Source organism: Saccharomonospora sp. CUA-673, assembly GCF_001942305.1.
In the GTDB taxonomy this organism is placed as follows: domain Bacteria; phylum Actinomycetota; class Actinomycetes; order Mycobacteriales; family Pseudonocardiaceae; genus Prauserella.
In genome coordinates this window covers 66,395-88,372 of sequence record NZ_MKKE01000015.1, presented here as the reverse complement: position 1 = coordinate 88,372, position 21,978 = coordinate 66,395, and the positions used below count along the sequence as shown (strand labels likewise).

The window sequence follows — 21,978 nt, the reverse complement described above, 5'->3', positions numbered from 1 at the left end:
CGCCGCTCCGCCTGGGATGGCGCCGCCGCCTCCGGATGCGTCCCGCTCCGCCCGCGCCGCCTGCTCCGCCGCCGGGGGTTCCGCCGGGCCGAAGCCGCTGCCGCGGGTCCGCCGCCGCCGACGGGGCCGAAGGCCGGGTGAGTTGCGCCGGGGCCGCCCGGGGCGCCGGGGTTGTTGGGGCCGTATCCGGGACCGCCGGGGATGCCGCCGCTGGGGTAGTTGGCGGCGGGCGGTGTGCCGGTGGACGGGCTGAGGCCGGAGGATCCGGTGGAGTCGTTGGGCACGGCCGACGGGGTGGGGCTGATGCTGCCGGTCGAGCCGCCGCCGATGGGGCTGACGGATCCGCCGCCGACGGGGCCACCGCCGCCCGGGATGCTGCCGCCTCCGCCGCCTCCGCCGCGTTCTTGTTCGATGTCGACGAGGCCCGTCCCGCCGTCGTCTCCTCCGCCGCGGTCGAACGAGCCGAGGTCGCCGCCGAATTCGCCGAGCTTGACGAAGCTGCCGTCGACGTCGTGGCCGGCTTGGAGGGTCGCGGTCTCGTGGGTGGAGTAGGTCTCGCGCGCCCGGTCGACGGTCGCGTTGTATTCGGCGAGGTCCTTCTCGGCGCCGGTCTGCCAGGGGGTGACGGTGCTCCAGAGCCCGGTTTCGGGCTGTTCGGCGGGGATCTTCGGGAGGCGCTGCTTCACGCTGTCGAACGCGCTCGCGTTGGACTGGTAGAAGGACTGGTTGGTGCTGTACACGTCGGCCGCGGCGTCGGCGGCCTTGCGGCCGACCGAGATCCGCTGCCGGGCAGCATCCGCACCGGCCCCGCTCCACGCGCTTTCCAACGCCTGCAGCATTTCGGAGCCTCGCTCGGCAGCGTTGCCGTGAGTTCCGGACAGGTTGCCCATCCCGGACGCGGCCGACTGCCACGAGCTGGCGTTCCCGTTGTGAATCTCCTCGACAATCTGCTGGATCGTCATACTGTTACCGAAGAACGGAAGCGTATGCTCGAGCTGGACACGGAGCTTCTCATCGTCCAGATCATTCGACTGCTTGTCGCCGAATAAATTCCCCATGATTCATCCCCCCGCGTTGTTCTTCAGGTTTTCGACAACAACCTCTGCCACTTTGGCCGCAACTTCGCAGGAATCCGTTCCGGAGTTCGCCGCGTCGTATCCTGGGACTCCATCGACTCCGACGGAGTACTCATCAGAAAGCCCGACGACAACCTGGCACCCAGTCTCTCCTCCTGCGTCACCGAACTCGACCGCAGGGAAGCCGCCTACTGGGTCAATCTCCTCGAAATGCTCCACCTGCTGTGGGGTGTGCGCATAATTCGCGCTCAACCCCTCCTTCTGCACGGTATGGAATCGGACCTGGACGGATGAACCCTGCCCAGGATTTGACCAACGGCAACCGGGTCCCACTTCGTCCAAGTCGGAATGCGCGCCTTCGGCCTGCGCCCCGAGGATCATCTCGACCTCGTCAGGAGCCAGCACGTCGCACGGCGCACCCTCCAGCACTGAGTCCGGCAACGGGTTCGACACCACCGGCGCACCGCTGTGCGGCAACTCTGCCGACCCGTCGGCCACATCCGATTCGGGCGCGGCCTCGGAGGACTCCACAGGAGCTTCCGGCGCAGGTTCAGCCTGGCCGTTCGATTCCTCACCACACCCGGCGAGCATGACCAGCACTGCACCGGTTGCCAACCCGGCGACCAACCTCTTCGTCACAGCCACCCCTTGCGCGCTCCGCCACCGTTGGACGTGATGTCGCCCTTGGCCTGCTCGTCGGCCTCTCGGTACTCCGCCAACGCCTTCTGCAGCGACTCGTGCAGGTTCCGCCAGTAGGCATATTCGGCCTTCACGTGACCGGCTCCCAACATGAGGGCTTGGTTACCGATACGGTTGAAGCCCAGACTGGCCGGGTCCTGAGCCGGTGGCGGCGTCCTACTGAGATCACGAGCCTGCTGCAGTGCTTCTTGGAAGTCGTCAGCGATCTCGCCGGCGACGCGGCAGATGTGGTCGGCGTTCTCGGGGTCGAGCTCGAACTGGCCGCTGGCCGTGCCACTCCCGGCTAGGCCCAGACCGGCTCCGATCTTGAAGTCCGTGGACTTCCAGGGCGTGACCTTCTCCAAGAAGCTCTGGTCCTGCTGGCCACCCCGGATACCGTGCTTCGCCACGTCGACGTTCCCCCTTGGTCAGTCGTGTCCCCTACGAGCGAGACGCAAGCTCACCGTAGTCAATCACAGACCGTACGACGCCGGAACCCGGCAAATGGTTCCGAAAACCCCACGGCAGGCACCGCCGACAACCCCCAACCAGCGAGATCAGCTGGCCCTCCGCCAACCTCCGCGCGCAGCCCGGTGAGGTCTGGACCCATGCACAGCGGGTCACCACCGAGCGCCAACTACCGTCCACCTGAAAAGCGGGCGGCCGCTGAATGGCCGGCAAGCACGTCCATACCGCCGACCATGGGCCTCGCCGACTCAGCCCACGGCGTTGGTGCCCAGGTTCTCGACGACAAGCTCGGCGACCTTGGCCGCCGGCTCACACGGATCCTGACCTTCGGCGTTGGCTTCTACGGTTTGCGCAACCGAGGCTCCCACTGCATAGTCATCGGCTAGCCCCACAACGACTGTGCACAGGCTATCGTCATGACCCGTCTTGTACTCGACAGCCGGAAATCCGGAGACCGGGTCGACGGCTTGGAAGATCTCCATCTGAGGTTGGGTATTCGCGTAGAACGCGCTCAACCCTTGACCCGTCTCGGTCGCATAACCGATGTCGAATCCGGCGCCGGCACCATCGGTCCAACGGCATCGAAGGCCGGTCTCCTCTTGGTCGGCCCGTTCCCCCTGCGCCTGTTGACCAAGAATCGTTTCGACCTGCTGCGGCGTCACCGCATCACACGGATCCTGCGGCAACGCCGACTTAGGCAACGGGTCTGCGACCGCCGGGGCGCCGCTGTGCGGCAAGTCCGACGAGCCTCCGGGGTCACTTGAGTTCGGTTCCACCTCCGACGACTCCGCGGCCGCCTCCGACGCTGGCTCCGCCTGGCCATCCGAGCCCTCAGCGCAACCGGTCAGTACCAACACGGCACTGGTCACCAACCCAGCAACAGCACGCTTACTCTTGTCATCCCCCAGCGTTGTTCTTCAGATTCTCGACGACCATCTCGGCCACCGTGACCGTGGCCTCGCATGGGTCCTGCCCTTCCGCTTGGGCGTCGTAACCCAGTTCGGCACCGATAGACACGGCGTACTCATCAGCCAGCCCAACGACGACCTGACATCCGGTGTCCTCGCTGCCGTCGTTGAACTCCACAGCCGGAAAGTCAGCCAGCGAATCGATCGCTTCAAAGTGCGCGGCTTGCTGTTGGGCGTTCGCGTATGAAGCACTCAATCCCTGCTTCATCACCGTGTGAAACCGAACCTGAAACGCTGAAGTCTGCTCTACGTTGCCCCAGTGGCAACCAGGTCCCAGCTCGTTCAGGTCGGAGGCTCGGCCCTCCACCTCCGCGCCGAGGACCATCTCCACCTGGTCAGGCGTCAGTGCGTCGCACGGGTCTCCGGCGAGGACCGACTCGGGCAACGGGTTCGGCACCGCTGGGGCGCCGCTGTGCGGCAGCTCCGACAATTCTCCGGCATCACTCGACTCCGGTGTCACCTCCGACGACTCCGCTGCTACTTCCGACGCTGGCTCCGCCTGGCCATCAGAGTCCTCAGCGCAACCGGTCAGTACCAACACGGCACTGGTCACCAACCCGGCAACAGCACGCTTACTCATGTCATCCCCCAGCGTTGTTCTTCAGATTCTCGACGACCATCTCGGCCACCGTGGCCGTCGCCTCGCATGGGTCTTCCCCTGCATCGTGGGCGTCGTAACCGAGCCCGGCAGCTGTTGATACGCCGTACTCGTCAGCCAGCCCCACCACAACATGGCACTCGCGCTCTACGTCGCCGCCTGATAGCTGACGGCAGGGAATCCCGCCAGCGAGTCAATAGCTGTGAAGTTATCAACCTGCTGCTGGGCATTCGCGTACGAAGCACTCAGCCCCTGACGCATCACGGTGTGGAAGCGAACTTGGAAACCTGATCCATCATCGACATTGGCCCAGTGACAGCCAGGGCCCAACTCGTCCAAATCGGAGTCTCGTCCCTCTACACGCTGCCCCAGGATCGTCTCCACCTGATCGGGCGGCACCACGTCGCACGGGTCGCCGGTCAGGACCGACTCCGGTAGCGGGTTCGGCACCGCTGGGGCACCGCTGTGGGGCAGGTCCGTCGCATCGTCGGACTCACTCGACTCCGGCATTACCTCCGACGACTCCGCTGCCGCTTCCGGTGCCGGTTCTGCCTGGCCGCCGGCGCCCTCGGCACAGCCGGTCACCAACAGCAACGCGGCACCGGTCGCCAGGCCCGCCAGTACACGTTTCCGCACAGCCACCCCTCACGCTTGTGGAACCCGGCAAAAGTACCGAACCCCCACGCGCCCGCGCGCTCAGCTCCCACGGCCGCGTCGGCGACGTCGGAGCCGGCTACAGCGGTCCAGCAAACCAAGATAGATACGGTTGCGTAGCTACGAGTCCGTATCTATCTTCAACGTATGAACCTCGCTCCTCGACATACGTCCCGGCGGCGCTCGAAGGCCGACGTACGCGAAGCCTGCCGCGCGGCGGTCATCGCCGAGGTGACGGATCAAGGGTTGGGCAGGCTGTCGATCGAAGGCGTGGCCCGGCGCGCCGACGTCGCCAAGACCTCGATCTATCGGCACTTCACCTCGGTCGAGGACCTGTTGCTGGACGCCCTGGCCGACGCCATGCCCGTCGAACAGGTCTCCGTGGACGGCAACGCGCTGCGCTCGGATCTCCTGCGCTCGCTGGAGAAACTGGTGGAGTGGCTCGGAGGTCCGCACGCTCCCGCCGTCGCGGCGATCCTGGCCGAACGCCGACGCAGGCCCGACCTCGTGGAATCCCTCTACGCACGGGTTTTCGAACCCCACGGCACCCGGTTCACCCGCACCGTCATCGAGCACTACGCCGCACGCGGTGACGTCGACCCGCGATTGATCACCCCTGTCGTCGTCGACCTCGGCGAGGCACTGGTGCTCAAACACCAGCTCGACACCGGGGAACTGCCCGACACCAAGGCGCTCGCCGCGATCGTCGACGAGGCGATCCTGCCCGCGCTCGGCCACCCACGCCCACCCGAGGAAGGACCTCCGAGATGACCTCCACCCCGCCGGACACCGCCACGCGCCCGCCCACCACGCTGCACGTCGATTGGGCCGTCGCCACCGGCAGATCGCAGACCACTCTCACGACGCACCTGTGGACGCGCCGCAGCTGCGGCGCGGTTCGCCGATCCACGACAAGGCCTTCGACGCCCTGCGCGGTCTTCGCGTGGACCTCGCTCGTTTCCTGCCATGGTTCAGTCATCCCCGGCTGGCGGTTCCCGAACTGACCCCGCCGCGCGACGACACGACGTCGTGGAACTTCGACCTACTGGACCCGTTCGTCGAGGACTTCGTGGCGGCCGCGGAAGGACGTCCGGTCGTGGCGAACTTCGCGACGATCCCGACCTGGATGTTCGTGACGCCCGAGCCGGTCCCGGTCTCCGACGACCCCGACGAGATCCACTGGGAGTACGAACAGGGCACCGAACTGCGCGACCCCACCTGCGCCGAGGTCGCCGACTACTTCTACCGGCTGGCCAGCTGGTACATCGCGGGCGGATTCACCGACGAGCTGGGGGTGTGGCACGAGTCGGGTCACCGTTATCGGTTCGCCTACTGGGAAGTGCTGTGCGAACCCGACGTCGGACACCGGCTCTCGCCCGAGACCTACACCCGCCTCTACGACGCGGTGGTCACCCGGCTCGCCCCGCTCGACCCGGAGATGAAGTTCATCGGACTCTCCCTGAGCCACGTTCATCCGCAGCCGGAGTACTACTGGCACTTCCTCGACGCGGACAACCACGCCGACGGGGTTCCGATCGACGCGTTCTCGTACCACTTCTACGCCCAGCCCGAGATCGTCAATCCGTTCGGTGCCAACGGAAACGCACCGTACGAACACTGGCGGGACATCTTCTTCGCCCAGGCCGACGCATTCGTCGACCAGGTCCGGCACATCGATGCCGTCCGGCGGCGGCTTGCACCCGCTGCCGCCACCCACATCAACGAACTCGGCACCTTCCCGCCCGCACCCATGGATCCCACCCCGGACTTCCCCGCGGAGTACTGGGTGCTGAGTGGTTCGGTCCAGTCGTACCTCTGGGCCAAGCTCGTCGAGCTCGGCATCGACCTGGTCGGCATCGCGGAGTTCATCGACTACCCCGGGATGAATCCGGGCATCAGCCTCCTCGACTGGGAGACCGGGGAGCCGAACGCGCGCTACGACGCGCTCGCACTGCTGCTCAGGCATTTCGGCCCCGGCGACACGCTGGTCTCCACCGCCGCGACCGCCGCGTACGGATACCCCGACCCGCGCGTGCACGCCCAGGGCTACGCGAGCGCCGCCGGCGACCGCAAGATCCTGCTGATCAACAAGACGGCCACGCCTGTCCCCGTAGCCATGCCCGAGGGCGCCAGGACGTTCCAGCTGGAGCAGGTCGGCGTCACCGCCGGCAGGCAACCGGCGGCGATCGACGACGGAGTCGCCGTACTCGACGCCCACGCCACCGCCGTCATCTCCTGGCCGAAGACACAGGCGGCACCCGGCGAACTCGCGCGGCAGGACTGAGACATGACCGATCGCGCGAACTCACCCGACCTGGTCGCGTCGTGCGCATACGCGGCCATGGCCGTTGCGCTGCCGACCGCACTGTGGCGACTACCGGTGGCGGCGGGGTTCCCGCTCGGGACACCGGAGGCCTGGCGCGACGAGCAACAGATCCCCGGCACGGGAACCTGGTACCTGCTCGGACTGTCGCTGGTCCAGATCGCGGCCATCGCGTGCATGGTGGCGCTGACGGTCGATCCCGCACGGCTGACGCCGCGTTGGTTGCGTGGGCGCCGGGGACGCCTCGTCCCCACCGTCGTCGGCACGGCGGGCCTCGCCGGTGCGCTCGTCCTGACCCTGTTGGTGACCATGTCGGTGATCGCGTGGGACAAGGTGGATCCGTTCGGCGGCGCCGACTACGACGGGTGGGCCTGGCTCTGCGCCGCGTGTTATCTGCTCGCCGCGCTCTGGCCGCCGCTTCTCGGCGCGGCGTCCATCGGCTACCTCGTCCGGCATCGCAGAAGCGTTCCGGGCGGGCGATGACCACCGGTCGACCAGGCTCCGGAACGTGAAAAAGCCGCCCCGACCGGGATCGGGGCGGCTTTCTCGCTGTGGCCAGGGCCGGGGTCGAACCGGCGACCTTCCGCTTTTCAGGCGGACGCTCGTACCAACTGAGCTACCTGGCCGTTGGCTGTACACACTACCGCACGTGCACACCCGACCCACCGCCGGGGTCCACGCCGACGAGCGACGGTCCGTGGGCGTGGCCGGCACTGTGGGGCAACAAAAAGCGGGTCCGCCGTGACGACGAACCCGCTCTCCTGCTGCGACCCTGACGGGACTTGAACCCGCGACCTCCGCCGTGACAGGGCGGCGCGCTAACCAACTGCGCCACAGGGCCATATTATGTTGTCGGTACTCATCGTACCGCCGTACTCCCAACGGGATTCGAACCCGCGTTGCCGCCTTGAAAGGGCGGAGTCCTAGGCCGCTGGACGATGGGAGCCCGGTCGGCTCCGGTTTACCGACCGACCACGCTCTCCAGGTCACTTCCCGGGAGCGATGACTAGTTTAGGGTACCTGCCACCCCGCCGATACACCGGGGGTCACTTGGATCCTGACCTGCGGCAACGGTCGATCCCACCCACTCGCAGCGATCATCCGGAACCGGCGCCCTGCGCCGACCTCGCAGCGCGCACGCTGCGCGACGACTCGGACACGCTGACGCACCCGCGGGTTAACGGAAGCCGAATCGAGCACTACACGCGGGCGAACGGGTGCGCAATCGTTTGCCTGGCCATCGCCCGCCCACTAACTTGACTAGAGCCTGTCCAGGTGCACGACCAGGGGGTGTGCACCTGGACAGGGCAACCTTCGGACAACCCGCCGCCGGCACACCGCGCCCGCCACACGCACGGGGCGTGGACGCTAACGCTGCACCGGCGTGTTGCCGTCGTCGTCGGGAGTCAGGCCGAGCATGTCGAGCAGCTGCGCGCAGTCCTCGACGTCCCGCGAACCGGACGCCACGGCCATCCGCGCCCTGCGGACCTGATCGTCGGACACCTTCGGCGCCTCCGCGGGCGCCGAACGCTGCCCCGGCAGGCCCCCGACACCCGAGAGCTGCTCCCCGCCGTCCTGCCGGAGGAGAAACTGCCGCACTTCCACCGATCCGCTCATGGCTACCTCCAAGGGGCCGGCCGGATTGAGCTCGATCAACCTGCGCCGAGGCTAGCCACGCGACGACCACAACCCCAGCCCCCCGCAGAGTGAAGTCGCAGTCACGGGACGAAGTCATCCGGCGCGGCCGGGGGAACCCACGCGGACCAGAACGGCCCTTTTGCTCGACGCCGAAGCGAATGTCAACCCCTCATGATCAACCGCCACTCGAACCGCCCAACGTGAACGCGACACCACCGGCCGGTGACCGCTCGGCCGCATTTTTCTCGCATGCAAACCTCGCCAGCCGGCGCCGAATCGTGCAACAATCGAGGTGCTGACGCACCCCCGGTCAGCGCCTGTGGAGATCCCCTCCGGCCCCCGCGCTCCTCCCCCCTGGCGCGGGGGCCTCTCCATCTCCACAGCCTTGCGAGAACCCGCGAATTCGCAGCTCGGAACCACTTTTCGGACTACTCCGCACGGCGGTTGCATGATCATTCGAAGAATGGTCGACACACCCGCGGACGCCCAGCAAACACGGCCCGTATCGGCCCCGCGGAAGATCCCCACAGGTTATGCCCACACGAACGGCGCATGACTACTCCGAACAGCAGAATGACCACTCGCAATGGGTGACATGGCGTGTCGACAGCCACGTCGGACGGCCCCGACGAAACACAACCGTTATCGTGGCCGGCGTGCCTAAACCAAGTTTCGGACGGCTCACGGGCCGCGGTAAGTCCGGCGACAGACGTCGCGACGACGACACCCCGCCGCGCTCCGGCTCCGCACCGGCCGCCCCCGACACCGCCGACGACGGCGCCGAAGACCAGGAGCTCTCCAGCTACCTGAAGGCGCTCGCCCCGGACAACGACCTCGAAAGCACCGGCTCCGGCCGACGCTTCGGCGACGCGCAGGTCTACCAACTGCGCATGACCCACGCCGCGGGCGAACAGCTCAGCGAGGTCGCCGCCGCCCGCAACACCTCCCCGCAGGCGCTCGCCCTCGAATGGGTCCTCGAACGCCTCGCCTGGGAGGCCGGCCCCACCGGCGACCAGCCACCGGCCCAGCAGGCCCCGGCGCCCCAGACGCCCGCACCGCAGGCGCCCGCGCCCCAGACGCCCGCCGCACCGGCGCAGCGCCCCAGGCCGGGCTGCCGGGTGCGCCCCGCCCCGAGGAACACACCGACCCGCATCTGCGCCCCGTCGCCGGCGGTCCCGCAACGCAGGCCGACCCGAGTACCGACGAGCACTTCTTCGACCGCACCGGCTGGGACGACCCCCGCCGCTGACCGGCGCGGGGCCCGAACCCCCGCCCGGACAACAACCGCATACACAAGCGAGCCCCCGGCGACCATGTCGCCGGGGGCTCGCTCGTCAGTCAGTGAAAGTCAGTCGGTGACGCCTCAGAGAGCGCGAACCTTCTGAGCCTGGGGGCCCTTCTGACCCTGGCCGACCTCGAACTCCACTCGCTGGTTCTCCTCGAGCGTGCGGAAGCCGCGACCCTCGATCTCCGAGTAGTGGACGAACACGTCGCCCTCTCCGCCGTCCTGGGCGATGAAGCCGAAGCCCTTTTCGGCGTTGAACCACTTCACAGTGCCTTGCGCCACCGTTTACTCCTCGTTGCTGTTGAGCTGGACCCCGCCGTGGCGGGGTCCCGGCCGATCCGGGCGGTTCCAACGAGGTTGTTGCGAAAGAGCGCATGTCCGTCTCACGCCCCGCGTTAGAAGTTCCGCGAGTGTGAAGCCACGAACACGCAAAACAACGGCCACCTCGCAGCCTACCCGTCTGCCGCCGTTTGGCCAGCCCCACGGCGCCGGTTGGTCCGACCGGGCGGATCACCGGCCGGCCGCGTTTCGAACCGGTCCACACCGGCGATGAGGTCTACGGGGCGGATTTACCCGCACAAGCGGCGATCAGACGTGCCCACCGAGTCACCGACGGGTACGCGCACCGAACAGCGGGACGTGACCGTCATCACTATTCTCGACGGGTCCCGGCGACTCCCGGCAGCCGCCGGCCGGGCCGCGACGGGCGGACGAAGGGCGGGTCGACGTGTCGACGAAACGGACATTCCGGCGGGTCAGGCCGGTCGCGCTGGTGTCGGCGATGCTGCTCGCGCTCACCGCGTGCACCGGCGGCGAGGCCGCCCCGCCCACCCCGCAGCCCGCGACGCCCGCCCAGGTGTCGCTGCAACCCGGCGACGGCGCCCGCGACGTCGAACCCCGCGACAGCGTCGGCGTCACCGTGCGGCACGGCACGCTCGACGACGTCGCGCTGACCAACCCGCAGGGCAAGCGGGTCGACGGGGAGCTGGCCGACGACCGCACGTCGTGGACCGTCACCGAGCCGCTCGGCTACGACCGGACCTACACGTGGTCGGGCACCGCCACCAACGACGACGGCGAGACGACCGAGGTCCGCGGCTCGTTCCACACCGTGCAGCCGGACCGCACGGTCGGCGCCCGCACCAACGTCGGCCCGGGGAACACGTACGGCATCGCCATGCCGATCTCCATCACCTTCACCGAACCGGTGCGCAACAAGGCGGCCGTCGAACGCGCCCTGTCGGTGGAGACGTCGGCCGACGTCGAGGGTTCGTGGGCGTGGCTGGAACTCGACACCGCCGTGCACTGGCGGCCCCAGGAGTACTGGCCGCCGGGCACCGAGGTGTCGCTGGCGGCCGAGCTGTACGGGCTCGACCTCGGTGACGGCGCCTACGGCGACAACGACCTGCACTCCGACTTCACCATCGGCCGCTCGCAGATCGTCCGCGCCGACACGCAGTCGCACCGGATGCAGGTGTTCGTCGACGGGCAGCAGACCGCCGACTACCCGGCCAGCTTCGGCCTCGAGTCCGATCCCGGACGCGTCACCCGCAGCGGCATCCACGTCGTGATGAGCAAGCACCCCAAGTACTTCATGAACAACCCCGGCTACGGCTACGAGGACTTCGAGGTCGACTGGGCCGTGCGGATCTCCAACAACGGGGAGTTCACGCACGCCGCGCCGTGGTCGATCGGCGACCAGGGCAACACCAACGTGAGCCACGGCTGCATCAACCTCTCGCCCGAGAACGCCCGCGAGTACTACGAGCTCGCGCAGACGGGCGATCCGTTCGAGGTCACGGGCAGCTCCGTGCCGCTCGGCCCGCGCGACGGCGACTACCACGACTGGAACTACCCGTGGGACGAGTGGACGTCGATGTCGGCCCTCTCCTGATGAACACAGCGCCGGACACTGCGGGGTTGGCCACAGACGCCCCGACCGGCGGGTGCCGGACGCATCGCGGCGGATAGCTTGACCAGGTGAGCACACGCACCGAGAACTGGCCGCCCCAGGACGCCGACGCCGTCGAGCCGCACCCCGACGCCCCGGCGCCCGGCACGCAACTGCCCGAGCACTACTCCGAGTGCTTCGGCTGTGGGCACGAGGTCGAGACCGGTCTGCACCTGACCTCGACCGTCGCCGACGACATGTCCGTCGTCTCGACGTTCACCGTCAAGAAGGAACACCAGGCGCGCCGGGCCTGGCCCACGGTGGCCTGCTGGCGTGCGCGTTCGACGAGGCGCTCGGCTCTACCGTGGGCAACCTGCTGCGCACGCCCACCGTCACGGCGCGCCTCGAGACCGACTTCGTCCAGCCCGTTCCGGTCGGCTCGACCCTGCACATCGCCGCGAAACTCGACGGCAGGCGCGGCCGCAAGACCTACGTCAGCGCCGAGGGACGACTCGACGCGGCCGACGGCCCGGTCGCGCTGCGTGCGCGGGCACTGTTCGTCAGCGTCGGCGTCGAGCACTTCACCAAGCACGGCGACCCCAACGCGCTGGCCAAGCTGCGCGAGTCCCGAGAGGCCGACGGCGGGGACTGGGACGTCAATCCCTGATGTTCATCATCGTCCTGGCGCTCCTCGCCGGAATCCTGCACCTCTACCCGTGGAAACGGATCGTCCTCGACAACACGACCCGCGGCACGACGCCCCGCCGCATCGGCAACGTGGCGTTCGTGCTGCTGCCGGTCGTGATGGTCACCGGGCTGGCGACCGGCACCCGCACGGACCCGACGATCGCGCGGTGGTTCGCCTGGCCGGGTTACCTGTGGATGGCCGTCGGGCTGTATCTGCTGTTGGGGTTGCTGGTGCTGGAGATCCCGCGCCTCGCGCTGCGCCGGTGGGCCCGGCGGGCCGACGAGCAGCAGCCGCGGGACGGGCTGTCGCGCCGCGCGCTGATCGGCCGGGGTTCGGCGGTCGCGGCGGGTGCGGTGGCCGTGAGCATCGCCGGGTACGGCGTGTCCGTCGCGATGGGACCGCCGACGGTCACCCACCAGCCGATGCGCGTGCGGCGCCTCGACCCGCGGATCGGCGGGCTGCGCATCGCGTTGATCAGCGACGTCCACCTCGGGCCGATCATCGGGCGGGAGTACGTGCAGCGCATCGTCGACATCGTCAACGAACAGGAGCCCGACCTCGTCGCGATCGCCGGTGACCTCGTCGACGGCACCGTCGAGCACCTCGCCGACGCCGCCGCACCGCTGGCGCAACTGCGCAGCACGCACGGCACGTTCTTCGTCACCGGCAACCACGAGTACTACGCCGGCTACCAGGAGTGGGTCGACTACCTGCCGCGGCTCGGCATGCGGGTGCTGCGCAACGAACACGTCGACATCACCCACGGCGGCGCCGCGTTCCACCTCGCGGGGATCAACGACCACACCGCGTACCAGTTCCAGGACCCCGGCGACGTCGAGGCCGCGGTGCGCGGACGCGACCCCGAACAGGCCCTGGTGATGATCGCCCATCAGCCGCGCGACATCGACGAGGCCGCGGCCCACGGCGTCGACCTGCTGCTGGCCGGGCACACCCACGGCGGACAGCTGACGCCGTTCGAGATGGCCGTGACCCTGCAGCAGGGCGCCGTGTCCGGTGCCTACACGATCGGCGACACCCGCATGTACGTCACGCGCGGCGCCGGCTTCTGGGGGCCACCCGTCCGCGTCGGCGCCCACCCGACATCTCCGTCGTCGAACTCCGCCCCGACGAGTAAAAAGCTCCCAAGGGCCATAGTTGCGTTGAACGCGACCATTCTTCCCCTCACGCCGGTGATGACGCGAAGGGAAGATTAGTCGCGTTGAGTGCGACCATGGGGCCCTCGGGAGCTTCAGGTCAGGGTGCGGGGGCGGAGTTCGTTGGCCTTGTCGACGAGGTCGATGCGTTCCTTGGTGGTCGTCGCGAGCCGGGCCAGCGAGCGGTAGCGGGATTCGAGGCCGAAGCGCAGGTCGCGCTCGCGCAGCGCGCAACCCAGCACCGGCGCCCCCGAGGTGCCCTCGCCGTTCGACCTCACCCAGCCCAGCGCCGATTCCAGCACGTCGATGGACAGTCGCGTGTTGCGTTCGCGTCGAGGTTCAGCCGCTCCAGCCGCCTGCTCGCGTCGACGAGATCGGCCTCCGCGAGCGGTTTCGACGGCAGCGGCGTGATCTTCACCTTCGTGGCCGAGACCTGCGCCGCGACGTGGTGGGTCGACGACACGGGCACCGATTCGAGCACCTCGATCGCGCTCTCACGGGCGCCCTGGGCGAGGTAGACGCGGGCGAGACCGAACGCGGCGCTGACGTACGACCGGTCGGTGCGCCACACCATCTCGTACAGCCGCGATGCGGTGAAGTACTCGCCGACGGCCTCCGCGCTGAACGCCATCGCCAGCTTCGGCGCGATCTCGCCGGGCAGTTCGTCGTAGACGGTGTCGAACGCGACGTGCGCGACCCGCGGCCGCCCGCCCGCGAGCTCGATCAGCCCGCGGTACCAGTCGATCCGCCAGTCGTGCGGGAAACCGGCCTTGATCGCGAGGTACTGCGCTGCCTGCAACTGCCGGTTGGCCTCGGACAGCTCGCCGAGGTCGATCCGCGCGCGCACCACGCGCAGGCGCACCTCGATCGACTCGCGCGGCGCGATGGCCAGTGCCTCGATGGCCGTGCGCGGATCCGCGCCGAGCGTCGTGGCGAGCACGCCCGCGCCGACGTCGTCGGTGTCGATCTGCGGCACCGGCAACCCGGACACGACCTCGCCCGGGTCCGGCAACGCCGAGTCCTCGCCCGGTTCGGACACGACCATGGACACACCGAACGTGTTGGTCTCCGGGCCGAACACAGTGGACTGTCCGGGACGCTGCTTTCCCGTGCCCAGCGCGAGGATCTCCCGCAGCACACCGGTCAGCTGGTCGGCCATCTCCTCGGCGGAGACGAACCGGCGCGCCGGGTCGGCGTGCGTCGCCCGGCGCAGCAGCCGGTAGTACGAGCCGAACAGCTTGAACAGCGGCACGTCGTCCTGGCTCGGCAGGGTCGTCTTGAACTTCGTGGTGTAGCCGGTGAATTCGAAGCTCAACACGGCGAGCGTGCGGCCGACCGTGAACAGGTCGGAGGCCACCGACGCCCCGTCCGACGCGAGTTCCGGCGCGCTGTAGCCGCTGGTGAAGAACAGGGGGCTTGAGTAGTCGTCCATCCGCCGCACGGCGCCCAGGTCGATGAGTTTGAGCTGCTCACCGGTCTGGATCACGTTGTCGGGCTTGAGGTCGCAGTACAGCAGCCCCTGGTTGTGCAGGTAGCCGAGCGCCGGCAGGATCTCCAGCCCGTAGGCGATGACCTGCGCGATCGGCAGCGGCTCGGCCCGGCCGCTCGCCTTGTGGTGGTCCAGCGCGAGCTGCCGCAACGACTGCCCGCCGACGTACTCCATGACGATGTAGTCGGTCGGCCGGCCCGTGTCCGGGTCCGGGTGCTGGACGAAGTTGTAGATCTTGACGATGTGCGGGTGCTCGACCTCGGCGAGGAACCGCTTCTCGTTGACGGCGGCCGCCATCGCGGTCGCGTCGCCGGTGTTGATCAGTCCTTTGAGGACGACCCAGCGGCCGTCGACGTTGAGGTCGCGCGCCAGGTAGATCCAGCCGATACCGCCGTAGGCGAGCGCGCCGAGCACCTCGTACTGGCCACCGACGAGGTCGTTCGGCTGCAGTTTCGGCACGAACGAGAACGGCGTGCCGCACTTGTCGCACGTGCCCTTCGCCGTGCCGGGACGTCCGTCCGAACCGCGCCCGACCTTCGCGTTGCAGCTGCCGCAGAACCGCTTTCCCTCCGACACGACGGGATTGCTCAGCACCGCCTCGGCCGGATCGCGGTACGGCACCTGCGGCACCTCGACGAGACCGGCGCCCAGCCGGCCGCGGCGCGAGGTGCGCGAGGACGTGCGGCGTGAGGTCCGCGACGAGGTCCCCCGGCCCGTGCCGGACCCGGTGCCGGACCCCGTTCCCGATCCTGTGCCGCGGCCGGTGCCCGACCCGCTTCCGGAGCCGGGCCCACTGCCCGAACCGCTCCCGGGTCCGCTCCCCGGAGCACTGCTCGGGCCGCTGCCGGGGCCGTTGGTGTAGGCGCTCGGCGCGCTCATCGGACCGCTCGAGGTCTCGGGTTCAGAATCCGGCCGGTTGCCCGGATTCCGCGGCGGCATGACGAGCTCCGTGCCCGGCGCGTGCGCGAGCACGCTCGTCATCGGGTCCTGCGCCTCCGCCTCGGCGTGCGGCTGCGGGAGCTCGGCGGCCTGCGCCGGCTCGGCGGTGTGTGCGGCCTCGCGGGCGTGTGCGGCCTCGCCGGTGTGTGCGGGCGGCTGCACGGGCGGGACGTACTGGGTCCGCGGCTCACCGTCCTGGTCGGGCGCGTCGTCCGCGTCGGGTTTCGCGTGCCGAGGGCGGCGGTTCTGCCCCTGTTCGTCGGTCACTGCTGGCCTCCTCGCCGCGCGCTCACCGGTACACCGGCCGCGGCGGACTCATGTTTCCCAGTACCTCGCCCAGACCCCAGTGTGCGTAGCGCGCCCGCCACACGTCCTGGCGGACGCCCTCGAGGCTGGCGTTGACGAACCGCACCATGTCCTCGTTCTGCTGCGGAATGCCGACGCCGTAGAGCTCCTCCGACAGCGGCGGTCCCACCACGCGGGTCGACGGGTCCTCGGCCGCCATGCCGGCGAGGATCGTGTTGTCCGTGGACACCGCGTCGACCTGGCCCTGTTGCAGCAGCACGTGACAGTCGGTCCAGTTCGCGGCCTGCACGGGCGCCGGCTGCGGATCGGCCTCGGTCAGGTTGTCGACCGACGTCGAGTTCTCCGCCGCGCAGACGCGTTTCCCGCCGAGGTCGGCGATGCCCTGGATCCCGGACTTCTCCCGCACCAGCACCCGCTGCGCCGCTTCGAAGTAGACGGTCGAGAACGCGACCTCCTGCATGCGTTCGCAGGTGATCGAGTAGGTGCGCACGACGATGTCGACCTCCCCGTTCTTGAGCACCTCCTCGCGCTGGCCGGAGTTGATGGCCCGGAACCGGATCGGCGGGTCGTCGGTGTCGAAGAGGTCCTTGGCGATCTCCGTGGCGACGTCGATGTCGAAGCCCTGCAGCTCGCCCGTGTGCGGATCGCGGAATCCCCACAGGTTCGTGCTCTGGTCGACACCCGCGATGAGGTAGCCACGCTTGACAATGTCGTCCATTGTGGACCCAGGACGGATGGTGTCGTCCGGCCGCAGGCTCGCCCGCGGGTTGCACTCGGGCGCCGCCGGCCCGGAGTTGTCGACCTGACCGGACATGTCGGTGCCGGCAGGAGTCGGACGTTGCACGTCGCCCACCGGCGCAGGGTCGACGGGCGGCCCCGGCGAGCCGCATCCCGCGAGGAGCGCGGCGGCGAACACGAGAGTCAGCCAGTTCCTGAGTTTCATCAGCGATACTCCCGAAGACGGTCCCGAATGCCGAGCAGCGCGCCGAACATCGCCACCACGGCGAGCACGCCGAAACCGGGCGCCAGCAGCGTGAGGGCGCGGGAGGCGTTCGTCGTGTCGTCGACGAACACCTGCCTGCTCTCGGTGATGCCCTTCGCGAGGTCGCCGTCGAGGCGCGTGAACGCCGCCGTGGCACCGTTCTCGTCGTCGGACTCGATGGCGAGGTCGACAGCCTCCTCGTACCTGCCGCCGTTGTCGAGGTTGCGGATCTGGCCGTGCACGTCGCTCCACGCCGACGCGCTGCGGATCGCCGCATCGACGTGCTCGGCGGACGGCAACCCGTCGGTGCCCTCCCTGGCCTGGCCGAGCAGGCCGCTCTCACCGTCCGAACCGGACAATTCGCTGACGAGGGAGCGGTACTCCTCCTCGTGGGCGGTGCCGCTGCCGCGGGCCAGCAGCGTCAACGTCTCGTCGGCGCGGGCCTGCAGCGCCACGATGCGGGCGCGCACGAGGACGTCGGCCTGCTCGGAGCCGTTGGACTTGCCGCTGGAGACGAGGATGCTCTGGATCGTGACGGCCACCGCCAGCCACAGCACGGCCAACCCGACGGCGGCGGTGGCGACGACGAGACCGACGTTGAACAGCCGGTTGGTGCGGCGGCGCAGGTAGACCTGGGTGGCGATGAGCGCCCCGAGCAGTCCCAGCGACAGCAGCGCCGTCGCCCACGGGATCGACCCGGCGGTGTCCTGCTCGTCGACGAGCCGCTCGGCGTCGACCCGGTACAGACTCTGCGCGGCGGGCAGGATCTCCGAGCGCATCAGCTCCGAGGCCTCGGCCAGGTACGCGGCGCCGATCGGGTTGCCCTGCCGGTTGTTGGTGCGCGCGGTCTCGACCAGACCGGTGTAGACGGGCAACTGCCGCGACAGCACGTCCACCGGGTCGGCGGCCTCGGCGATGCCGGCGGAATCGCCCGAGGCCTTCGCCAACGCGGCGCCGGCCCTGGCGATCGCGGTGTCGTAACGCTCCTGGAGGGCGGCTTCCTCGTCGCCGGTGTTGAGCAGGGTCGCCGCCGCGGTGGCGTCCGCGTCGGACAGCGAGCGGTACACCTCCTGGGCGGCGGCGGTCAGCGGTTCACGGTGCTCGACGAGGTCGTCGGTGGTCGACTTGCGGAAGCCGAGCTCGGCCGTGGCGACCACGCCGACGAGCAATGCGAGTGCGACCAGTCCGGCGCTGATCAGCGTCAATCTGCCCGGTGTCGTCGCCGCCGATCGGCGTAGTCCGCTTACTCCGGCGCTCGGCAGCTTGACCAGCCAGGCAAGCCCGGACCGCCCCGCGCGCGGCTCCCCCGTCGGTTCCGGCTCGGGCTCCTGTTGTCGCCCGTCCGGACCGTGACGCGTCACGGTGCTCGTCATCGTCCCTCCACCCAGTTCGCCTGCCGCGCCCGACCGTAGCCGAGCCGCCTCGTGCACTGGTCGGAGACCGGCACAACAGACGACGATTGTGGGCAACTCGTAGCGCCCACCGCGCCCGCAATCGGTCACCTCCACCCGAACTGCTCAACCCCGGTGACGCTCCGCACCCGACGAGAATGCTCCCGGACGGGGAGGTCAGGTGTGGGCCAGGCGGGTGAGGCGGGACGGGGTCGGCCAGCGGACCTTCGTGGCCCAGCCGAGCTTCTCGAAGGCCCAGATCAGCCGCGCCGAGATGTCGATCTGTCCGCGGAGCACGCCGTGCCGCGCACAGGTCGGGTCGGCGTGGTGGAGGTTGTGCCACGACTCGCCGAACGAGACGATCGCCAGCGGCCAGAAGTTCGCCGCCTTGTCCCTGCTGGTGAACGGCCGCTCGCCGAGCATGTGGCAGATCGAGTTGACCGACCACGTCACGTGGTGCAGCAGGCCGATGCGCACGAGCCCGGCCCAGAACAGCGCCGTCACGCCGCCCCACACCGACCAGGTGATCAGCCCGCCGAGCACCGCGGGCAGCAGGAAGCTCACCACGATCCACAGGGGGAACAGGCGGTCGACGGCGCGGATGTCCCGGTCGCCGACCAGGTCCGGCGCGAACCGCTCGACGTTGGTGACCTCGCGCTGGAACAGCCATCCCATGTGCGCGTGCCAGAAGCCCTTCGCCAACGCCGCGGGCGAGGTTCCGAACAGCCACGGCGAATGCGGATCGCCTGCCCGGTCGGAGAACGCGTGGTGCCTGCGATGGTCGGCGACCCAGGTGGTCACCGGTCCCTGCGCGGAGAAGCTGCCCGCGATCGCGAGCGCCACGCGCAGCGGCCGCTTGGCCTTGTACGAGCCGTGCGTGAACAGCCGGTGGTAGCCGGCGGTGACGCCCAGTCCGCTGACGACGAAGAACGCCGCGCCGAGCGCGATGTCGACCCAGCTGAGCCCCCATCCCCACGCGAACGGCACCGCGACGGCGATGGCGATCAACGGGGCGAGGACGAAGACCTTGACGGTGATGTGTTCGGGCAGCGACGTGCGCCCGGAGATGATCGGCTTGGGGCGGCGGGAACCGGATTCGGTTTCCGCGGCGGTCTGACCTGAGGACATGCACACCTCGAAAGACGTTCGGGCAGGATGCGGACACGATTCGGATGAATTCGGATGAATCAGCCGACCCCCACGCGGCTGCGAGGACAGGCCCGTCTGCACGGGCCGCGATCGCCGGGCGGTGGGGGCTCCGATCTCTCGAGGTCGTCGTGGTTGGTGCCCAGCCGTCTGCCATCGACGCTACCCGAGGACCCCACTGCGGGCCATGACCCGGAAAGCCGCAACACTGGGTCGGCCGGGGCCGTCGTAGACTACCGGCGGTAGTAACTGTGGAGGTCCGGTGATTACTGGTTATGCGCTCGCGGTGTCGGGCGGGGCGGCTGCCGTGGCGGTGTGGGCGTTCGTCCTCGTCGCACTGAACCGTCCGCCGGAGAAGCCGCTGCTCATCGGCATCGGCGTGATCGAGGCGCTGCTCGCCATCCAGGTGCTCATCTCGATCGTCATGCTGATCGCCGGCGGCGAGCCGGGCAGCCTGGTCACCTTCCTGGCCTACCTGTTCGGCAGCCTGCTGGTGCTGCCGCTCGGCACGGTGTGGGCACTGGCCGAACGCACCCGCTCCAGCACGGCGGTGCTCGGCGTGGCACTGCTGACGGTGCCGGTGCTGATGCTGCGCATGGTCGAGGTGTGGGGCGGCGCCAGTGCCTGAGTCGACGCAGACCGAACGTCCCGCGACCGCCAGCGGCCCCGGGCGGGTCCTGATCGCGATCTACGCGATCTTCGCGATCGCCGCGACGTCCCGCGCCGCGGTGCAGATCGCGACCCGCTTCGACGAGGCGCCCGTGCCGTACGCGCTGTCGGCGTTCGCCGCGGTCGTGTACCTGATCGCGACGTTCGCCCTGGCGCGCACGGGCCGGTCGTGGTGGATCGTGGCGCTGGTCGCGTGCTCGATCGAGCTCGCAGGGGTGTTGATCGTCGGCACGCTGAGCGTGCTCGACCGCGCCGCCTTCCCGGACGCCGCGGTCTGGTCGAACTTCGGTATGGGCTATCTGTTCATCCCGCTGGTGCTGCCCGTCATCGGGCTGCTGTGGTTGCGCCGGACCCGGCCGGCCTGAGGCGCCTCACCCCGGCTCCGGTCCCGCACCTCAGCCCGCCTGCCCCAACAGCACGAGCGCCGCGGCGGCCGCGACGACCGCACCGACTCCGACCGCGATGCGTCCGCCACCCGGGAACGGCCCGGTGCGCAGCAGCTGCACGCCGTACGGGACGAGCACCGCACACAGTGCGACGCCGATCGGTATCGACGTCGCGCTCGTGCCCTTCAGGATGCCGACCACCAGAAACGCCATCACACCCAGCGCAGCGCACTGCACACCGCCGAACGTCCTGGCGCGCCAGGCGCCGACGGCGAGCACGAGCCAGCCCACGAGATTCGCCGGGTTGACCGTCGCCAGCACGTAGAACGCGGGGTAGGCGCCGTCGACGACGTCGTGGGCGGTCGCGTATCCCTCCAGCTCGACGAGCTGGAAGGCCAGGTGGTCGACCCCGGCGAAGAACAGCCGGGTGCCGAGCCCGAGGACGGTCAGCACCCCGCCCCACAGCGCCCACGCCGGTGCGTGCACGCCGATGCTGCTCGCGAGCGCGATCACGGCCGGAATGAGGAGCAGTACGCCGAGCGTGAACAGACTCGTCGACCAGGTCGTCAGCACCGGATGCTGCTCGTAGCCGCGCAACTGCCCGGGATAGAAGAAATCGAATCGGACCCGCAGCACCATGCCCGCGAGCAGCAGCAGGGGCGCCAGCACCGCGGAGACGCCCCCGACCCAACGCCCCGGAATCGTCGCCGTGGCGGCGGCGCCCAGCTGGTCGGCCGGGGTGAGCGCGGGCCGCAACCGGCCCGGCAACGACCGCGTCCACTGCCACTGCCGATGATCACGGGTCATGTCGGCACCCTAGCGATGCAAGCGGCTGATCAGACCCACATCGACGCGATCACGACGTTGATCAGCGTGGCCGCGCCGAGGGCGTGGAAGATGTTGCGGTTGGCATCCGGCCTGCGCCACAGGATGTGCGCGAGCACGAGCACCGCGACGGCGATGAGGAGCTTGACTCCGAGCTTCATGTGGATGGGCTCCGGGCCGGCGACGCCCGCCGACGAGATGCCCGCGAGTGCCAGTCCGGTGACGACCTGAACGCTCGCGCCCCAGAGCATGATCTTGCCCGTCTGCTCGGCGGCGGAGCCGATCCAGCGGGCGACGATGCCGCTCACGAGCAGGGCCATGCCCAGCAGGTGCGTGACGACGAAGAGGTTGTAGACGATGTCCATGCGCGGACTTTACTACAGCACGTCGTAACCACAGGTTGTGCGTCGTCCGAATTGCCCGT

20 protein-coding genes, 3 tRNA genes and 3 pseudogenes are annotated in these 21,978 nt (G+C 69.2%); 9 read left to right on the top strand and 17 right to left on the bottom strand.

The window, feature by feature from the left end; all coding sequences use genetic code 11:
* The 6 genes and pseudogenes from BJF85_RS09245 to BJF85_RS09220 all read right to left on the bottom strand — a co-directional run.
* Positions 1-962: pseudogene (locus BJF85_RS09245) on the bottom strand (hypothetical protein); the annotation flags it as partial.
* Positions 963-1,061: 99 nt separating this feature from the next.
* Complete coding sequence (locus BJF85_RS09240) at positions 1,062-1,715, bottom strand: DUF3558 domain-containing protein (RefSeq protein ID WP_255375503.1); 654 nt, start codon at positions 1,713-1,715, stop codon at positions 1,062-1,064.
* Complete coding sequence (locus BJF85_RS09235) at positions 1,712-2,164, bottom strand: hypothetical protein (protein ID WP_083666144.1); 453 nt, start codon at positions 2,162-2,164, stop codon at positions 1,712-1,714. The genes BJF85_RS09240 and BJF85_RS09235 overlap by 4 nt, the downstream gene beginning before the upstream one ends.
* Before the next feature lie 306 nt (positions 2,165-2,470).
* Positions 2,471-3,079 (bottom strand): DUF3558 domain-containing protein, encoded by a 609-nt coding sequence (locus BJF85_RS09230; protein WP_255375505.1) that lies wholly within the window; start codon positions 3,077-3,079, stop codon positions 2,471-2,473.
* 40 nt (positions 3,080-3,119) lie between these two features.
* Positions 3,120-3,770, bottom strand: a complete 651-nt coding sequence (locus BJF85_RS09225; protein ID WP_075846612.1) for a DUF3558 domain-containing protein — start codon at positions 3,768-3,770, stop codon at positions 3,120-3,122.
* 165 nt (positions 3,771-3,935) lie between these two features.
* Positions 3,936-4,424, bottom strand: a complete 489-nt coding sequence (locus BJF85_RS09220; RefSeq protein ID WP_158056854.1) for a DUF3558 family protein — start codon at positions 4,422-4,424, stop codon at positions 3,936-3,938.
* 165 nt (positions 4,425-4,589) lie between these two features.
* Between BJF85_RS09220 and BJF85_RS09215 the strand changes: the two genes are divergently transcribed.
* From BJF85_RS09215 to BJF85_RS09205, 3 genes are all read left to right on the top strand, one after another.
* A complete protein-coding gene (locus BJF85_RS09215) occupies positions 4,590-5,213 on the top strand; it encodes a TetR/AcrR family transcriptional regulator (RefSeq protein ID WP_075846611.1) in 624 nt (207 codons plus the stop codon).
* Positions 5,214-5,313: 100 nt separating this feature from the next.
* Positions 5,314-6,726, top strand: a complete 1,413-nt coding sequence (locus BJF85_RS09210; protein WP_222844478.1) for a hypothetical protein — start codon at positions 5,314-5,316, stop codon at positions 6,724-6,726.
* A gap of 3 nt (positions 6,727-6,729) precedes the next feature.
* The gene (locus BJF85_RS09205; RefSeq protein ID WP_075846610.1) at positions 6,730-7,248 is read left to right on the top strand and encodes a hypothetical protein; all 519 of its coding nucleotides are present in this window, start codon (positions 6,730-6,732) and stop codon (positions 7,246-7,248) included.
* 69 nt (positions 7,249-7,317) lie between these two features.
* Here BJF85_RS09205 and BJF85_RS09200 read toward each other — a convergent pair.
* The 4 genes from BJF85_RS09200 to BJF85_RS09185 form a co-directional block, all read right to left on the bottom strand.
* Positions 7,318-7,391: transfer RNA gene (locus BJF85_RS09200), tRNA-Phe, on the bottom strand.
* Between the two features lie 141 nt (positions 7,392-7,532).
* A tRNA-Asp gene (locus tag BJF85_RS09195) sits at positions 7,533-7,606 on the bottom strand.
* Positions 7,607-7,638: 32 nt separating this feature from the next.
* Positions 7,639-7,711, bottom strand: a tRNA-Glu gene (locus BJF85_RS09190).
* Positions 7,712-8,133: 422 nt separating this feature from the next.
* Positions 8,134-8,382 carry a hypothetical protein gene (locus BJF85_RS09185; protein ID WP_075846609.1) on the bottom strand — a complete coding sequence of 83 codons (249 nt, stop codon included), beginning with the start codon at positions 8,380-8,382 and terminating at the stop codon, positions 8,134-8,136.
* A 677-nt stretch (positions 8,383-9,059) separates the two neighbouring features.
* Between BJF85_RS09185 and BJF85_RS31300 the strand changes: the two genes are divergently transcribed.
* A complete protein-coding gene (locus BJF85_RS31300) occupies positions 9,060-9,788 on the top strand; it encodes a hypothetical protein (protein WP_369822128.1) in 729 nt (242 codons plus the stop codon).
* Here BJF85_RS31300 and BJF85_RS09175 read toward each other — a convergent pair.
* Complete coding sequence (locus tag BJF85_RS09175; protein ID WP_009156738.1) at positions 9,767-9,970, bottom strand: cold-shock protein; 204 nt, start codon at positions 9,968-9,970, stop codon at positions 9,767-9,769. The genes BJF85_RS31300 and BJF85_RS09175 overlap by 22 nt on opposite strands.
* 499 nt (positions 9,971-10,469) lie before the next feature.
* On the opposite strand from BJF85_RS09175, the gene BJF85_RS09170 reads away from it, so the two are divergent.
* The 3 genes and pseudogenes from BJF85_RS09170 (at position 10,470) to BJF85_RS09160 (ending at position 13,481) form a co-directional block, all read left to right on the top strand.
* On the top strand, positions 10,470-11,582 hold the full coding sequence (locus BJF85_RS09170) for an Ig-like domain-containing protein (protein ID WP_075846628.1): 1,113 nt from the start codon (positions 10,470-10,472) through the stop codon (positions 11,580-11,582).
* 86 nt (positions 11,583-11,668) lie between these two features.
* Positions 11,669-12,246, top strand: a pseudogene (locus BJF85_RS09165) (PaaI family thioesterase).
* Positions 12,246-13,481: a metallophosphoesterase gene (locus tag BJF85_RS09160; RefSeq protein WP_369822127.1), complete on the top strand. Its 1,236-nt coding sequence runs from the start codon at positions 12,246-12,248 to the stop codon at positions 13,479-13,481. The pseudogene BJF85_RS09165 and the gene BJF85_RS09160 overlap by 1 nt, the downstream one beginning before the upstream one ends.
* Positions 13,482-13,516: 35 nt before the next feature.
* Here the strand turns inward: BJF85_RS09160 and BJF85_RS09155 are convergent.
* The 4 genes and pseudogenes from BJF85_RS09155 to BJF85_RS09140 form a co-directional block, all read right to left on the bottom strand.
* Positions 13,517-15,849, bottom strand: a pseudogene (locus tag BJF85_RS09155) (tetratricopeptide repeat protein).
* A gap of 289 nt (positions 15,850-16,138) precedes the next feature.
* Complete coding sequence (locus BJF85_RS09150) at positions 16,139-17,098, bottom strand: glutamate ABC transporter substrate-binding protein (protein ID WP_075846608.1); 960 nt, start codon at positions 17,096-17,098, stop codon at positions 16,139-16,141.
* Positions 17,098-18,510 carry a hypothetical protein gene (locus BJF85_RS09145; RefSeq protein WP_075846607.1) on the bottom strand — a complete coding sequence of 471 codons (1,413 nt, stop codon included), beginning with the start codon at positions 18,508-18,510 and terminating at the stop codon, positions 17,098-17,100. The genes BJF85_RS09150 and BJF85_RS09145 overlap by 1 nt, the downstream gene beginning before the upstream one ends.
* 195 nt (positions 18,511-18,705) lie before the next feature.
* Positions 18,706-19,656 (bottom strand): acyl-CoA desaturase, encoded by a 951-nt coding sequence (locus BJF85_RS09140; RefSeq protein WP_075846627.1) that lies wholly within the window; start codon positions 19,654-19,656, stop codon positions 18,706-18,708.
* 280 nt (positions 19,657-19,936) lie between these two features.
* On the opposite strand from BJF85_RS09140, the gene BJF85_RS09135 reads away from it, so the two are divergent.
* The gene (locus BJF85_RS09135; RefSeq protein WP_075846606.1) at positions 19,937-20,302 is read left to right on the top strand and encodes a hypothetical protein; all 366 of its coding nucleotides are present in this window, start codon (positions 19,937-19,939) and stop codon (positions 20,300-20,302) included.
* Positions 20,295-20,708 (top strand): hypothetical protein, encoded by a 414-nt coding sequence (locus BJF85_RS09130; protein ID WP_075846605.1) that lies wholly within the window; start codon positions 20,295-20,297, stop codon positions 20,706-20,708. The genes BJF85_RS09135 and BJF85_RS09130 overlap by 8 nt, the downstream gene beginning before the upstream one ends.
* Positions 20,709-20,738: 30 nt before the next feature.
* Here BJF85_RS09130 and BJF85_RS09125 read toward each other — a convergent pair whose 3' ends face one another.
* Positions 20,739-21,536 (bottom strand): hypothetical protein, encoded by a 798-nt coding sequence (locus tag BJF85_RS09125; protein WP_222844477.1) that lies wholly within the window; start codon positions 21,534-21,536, stop codon positions 20,739-20,741.
* 29 nt (positions 21,537-21,565) lie between these two features.
* Positions 21,566-21,919 (bottom strand): hypothetical protein, encoded by a 354-nt coding sequence (locus BJF85_RS09120; protein ID WP_075846604.1) that lies wholly within the window; start codon positions 21,917-21,919, stop codon positions 21,566-21,568.
* Between the last annotated feature and the right edge of the window lie 59 nt (positions 21,920-21,978).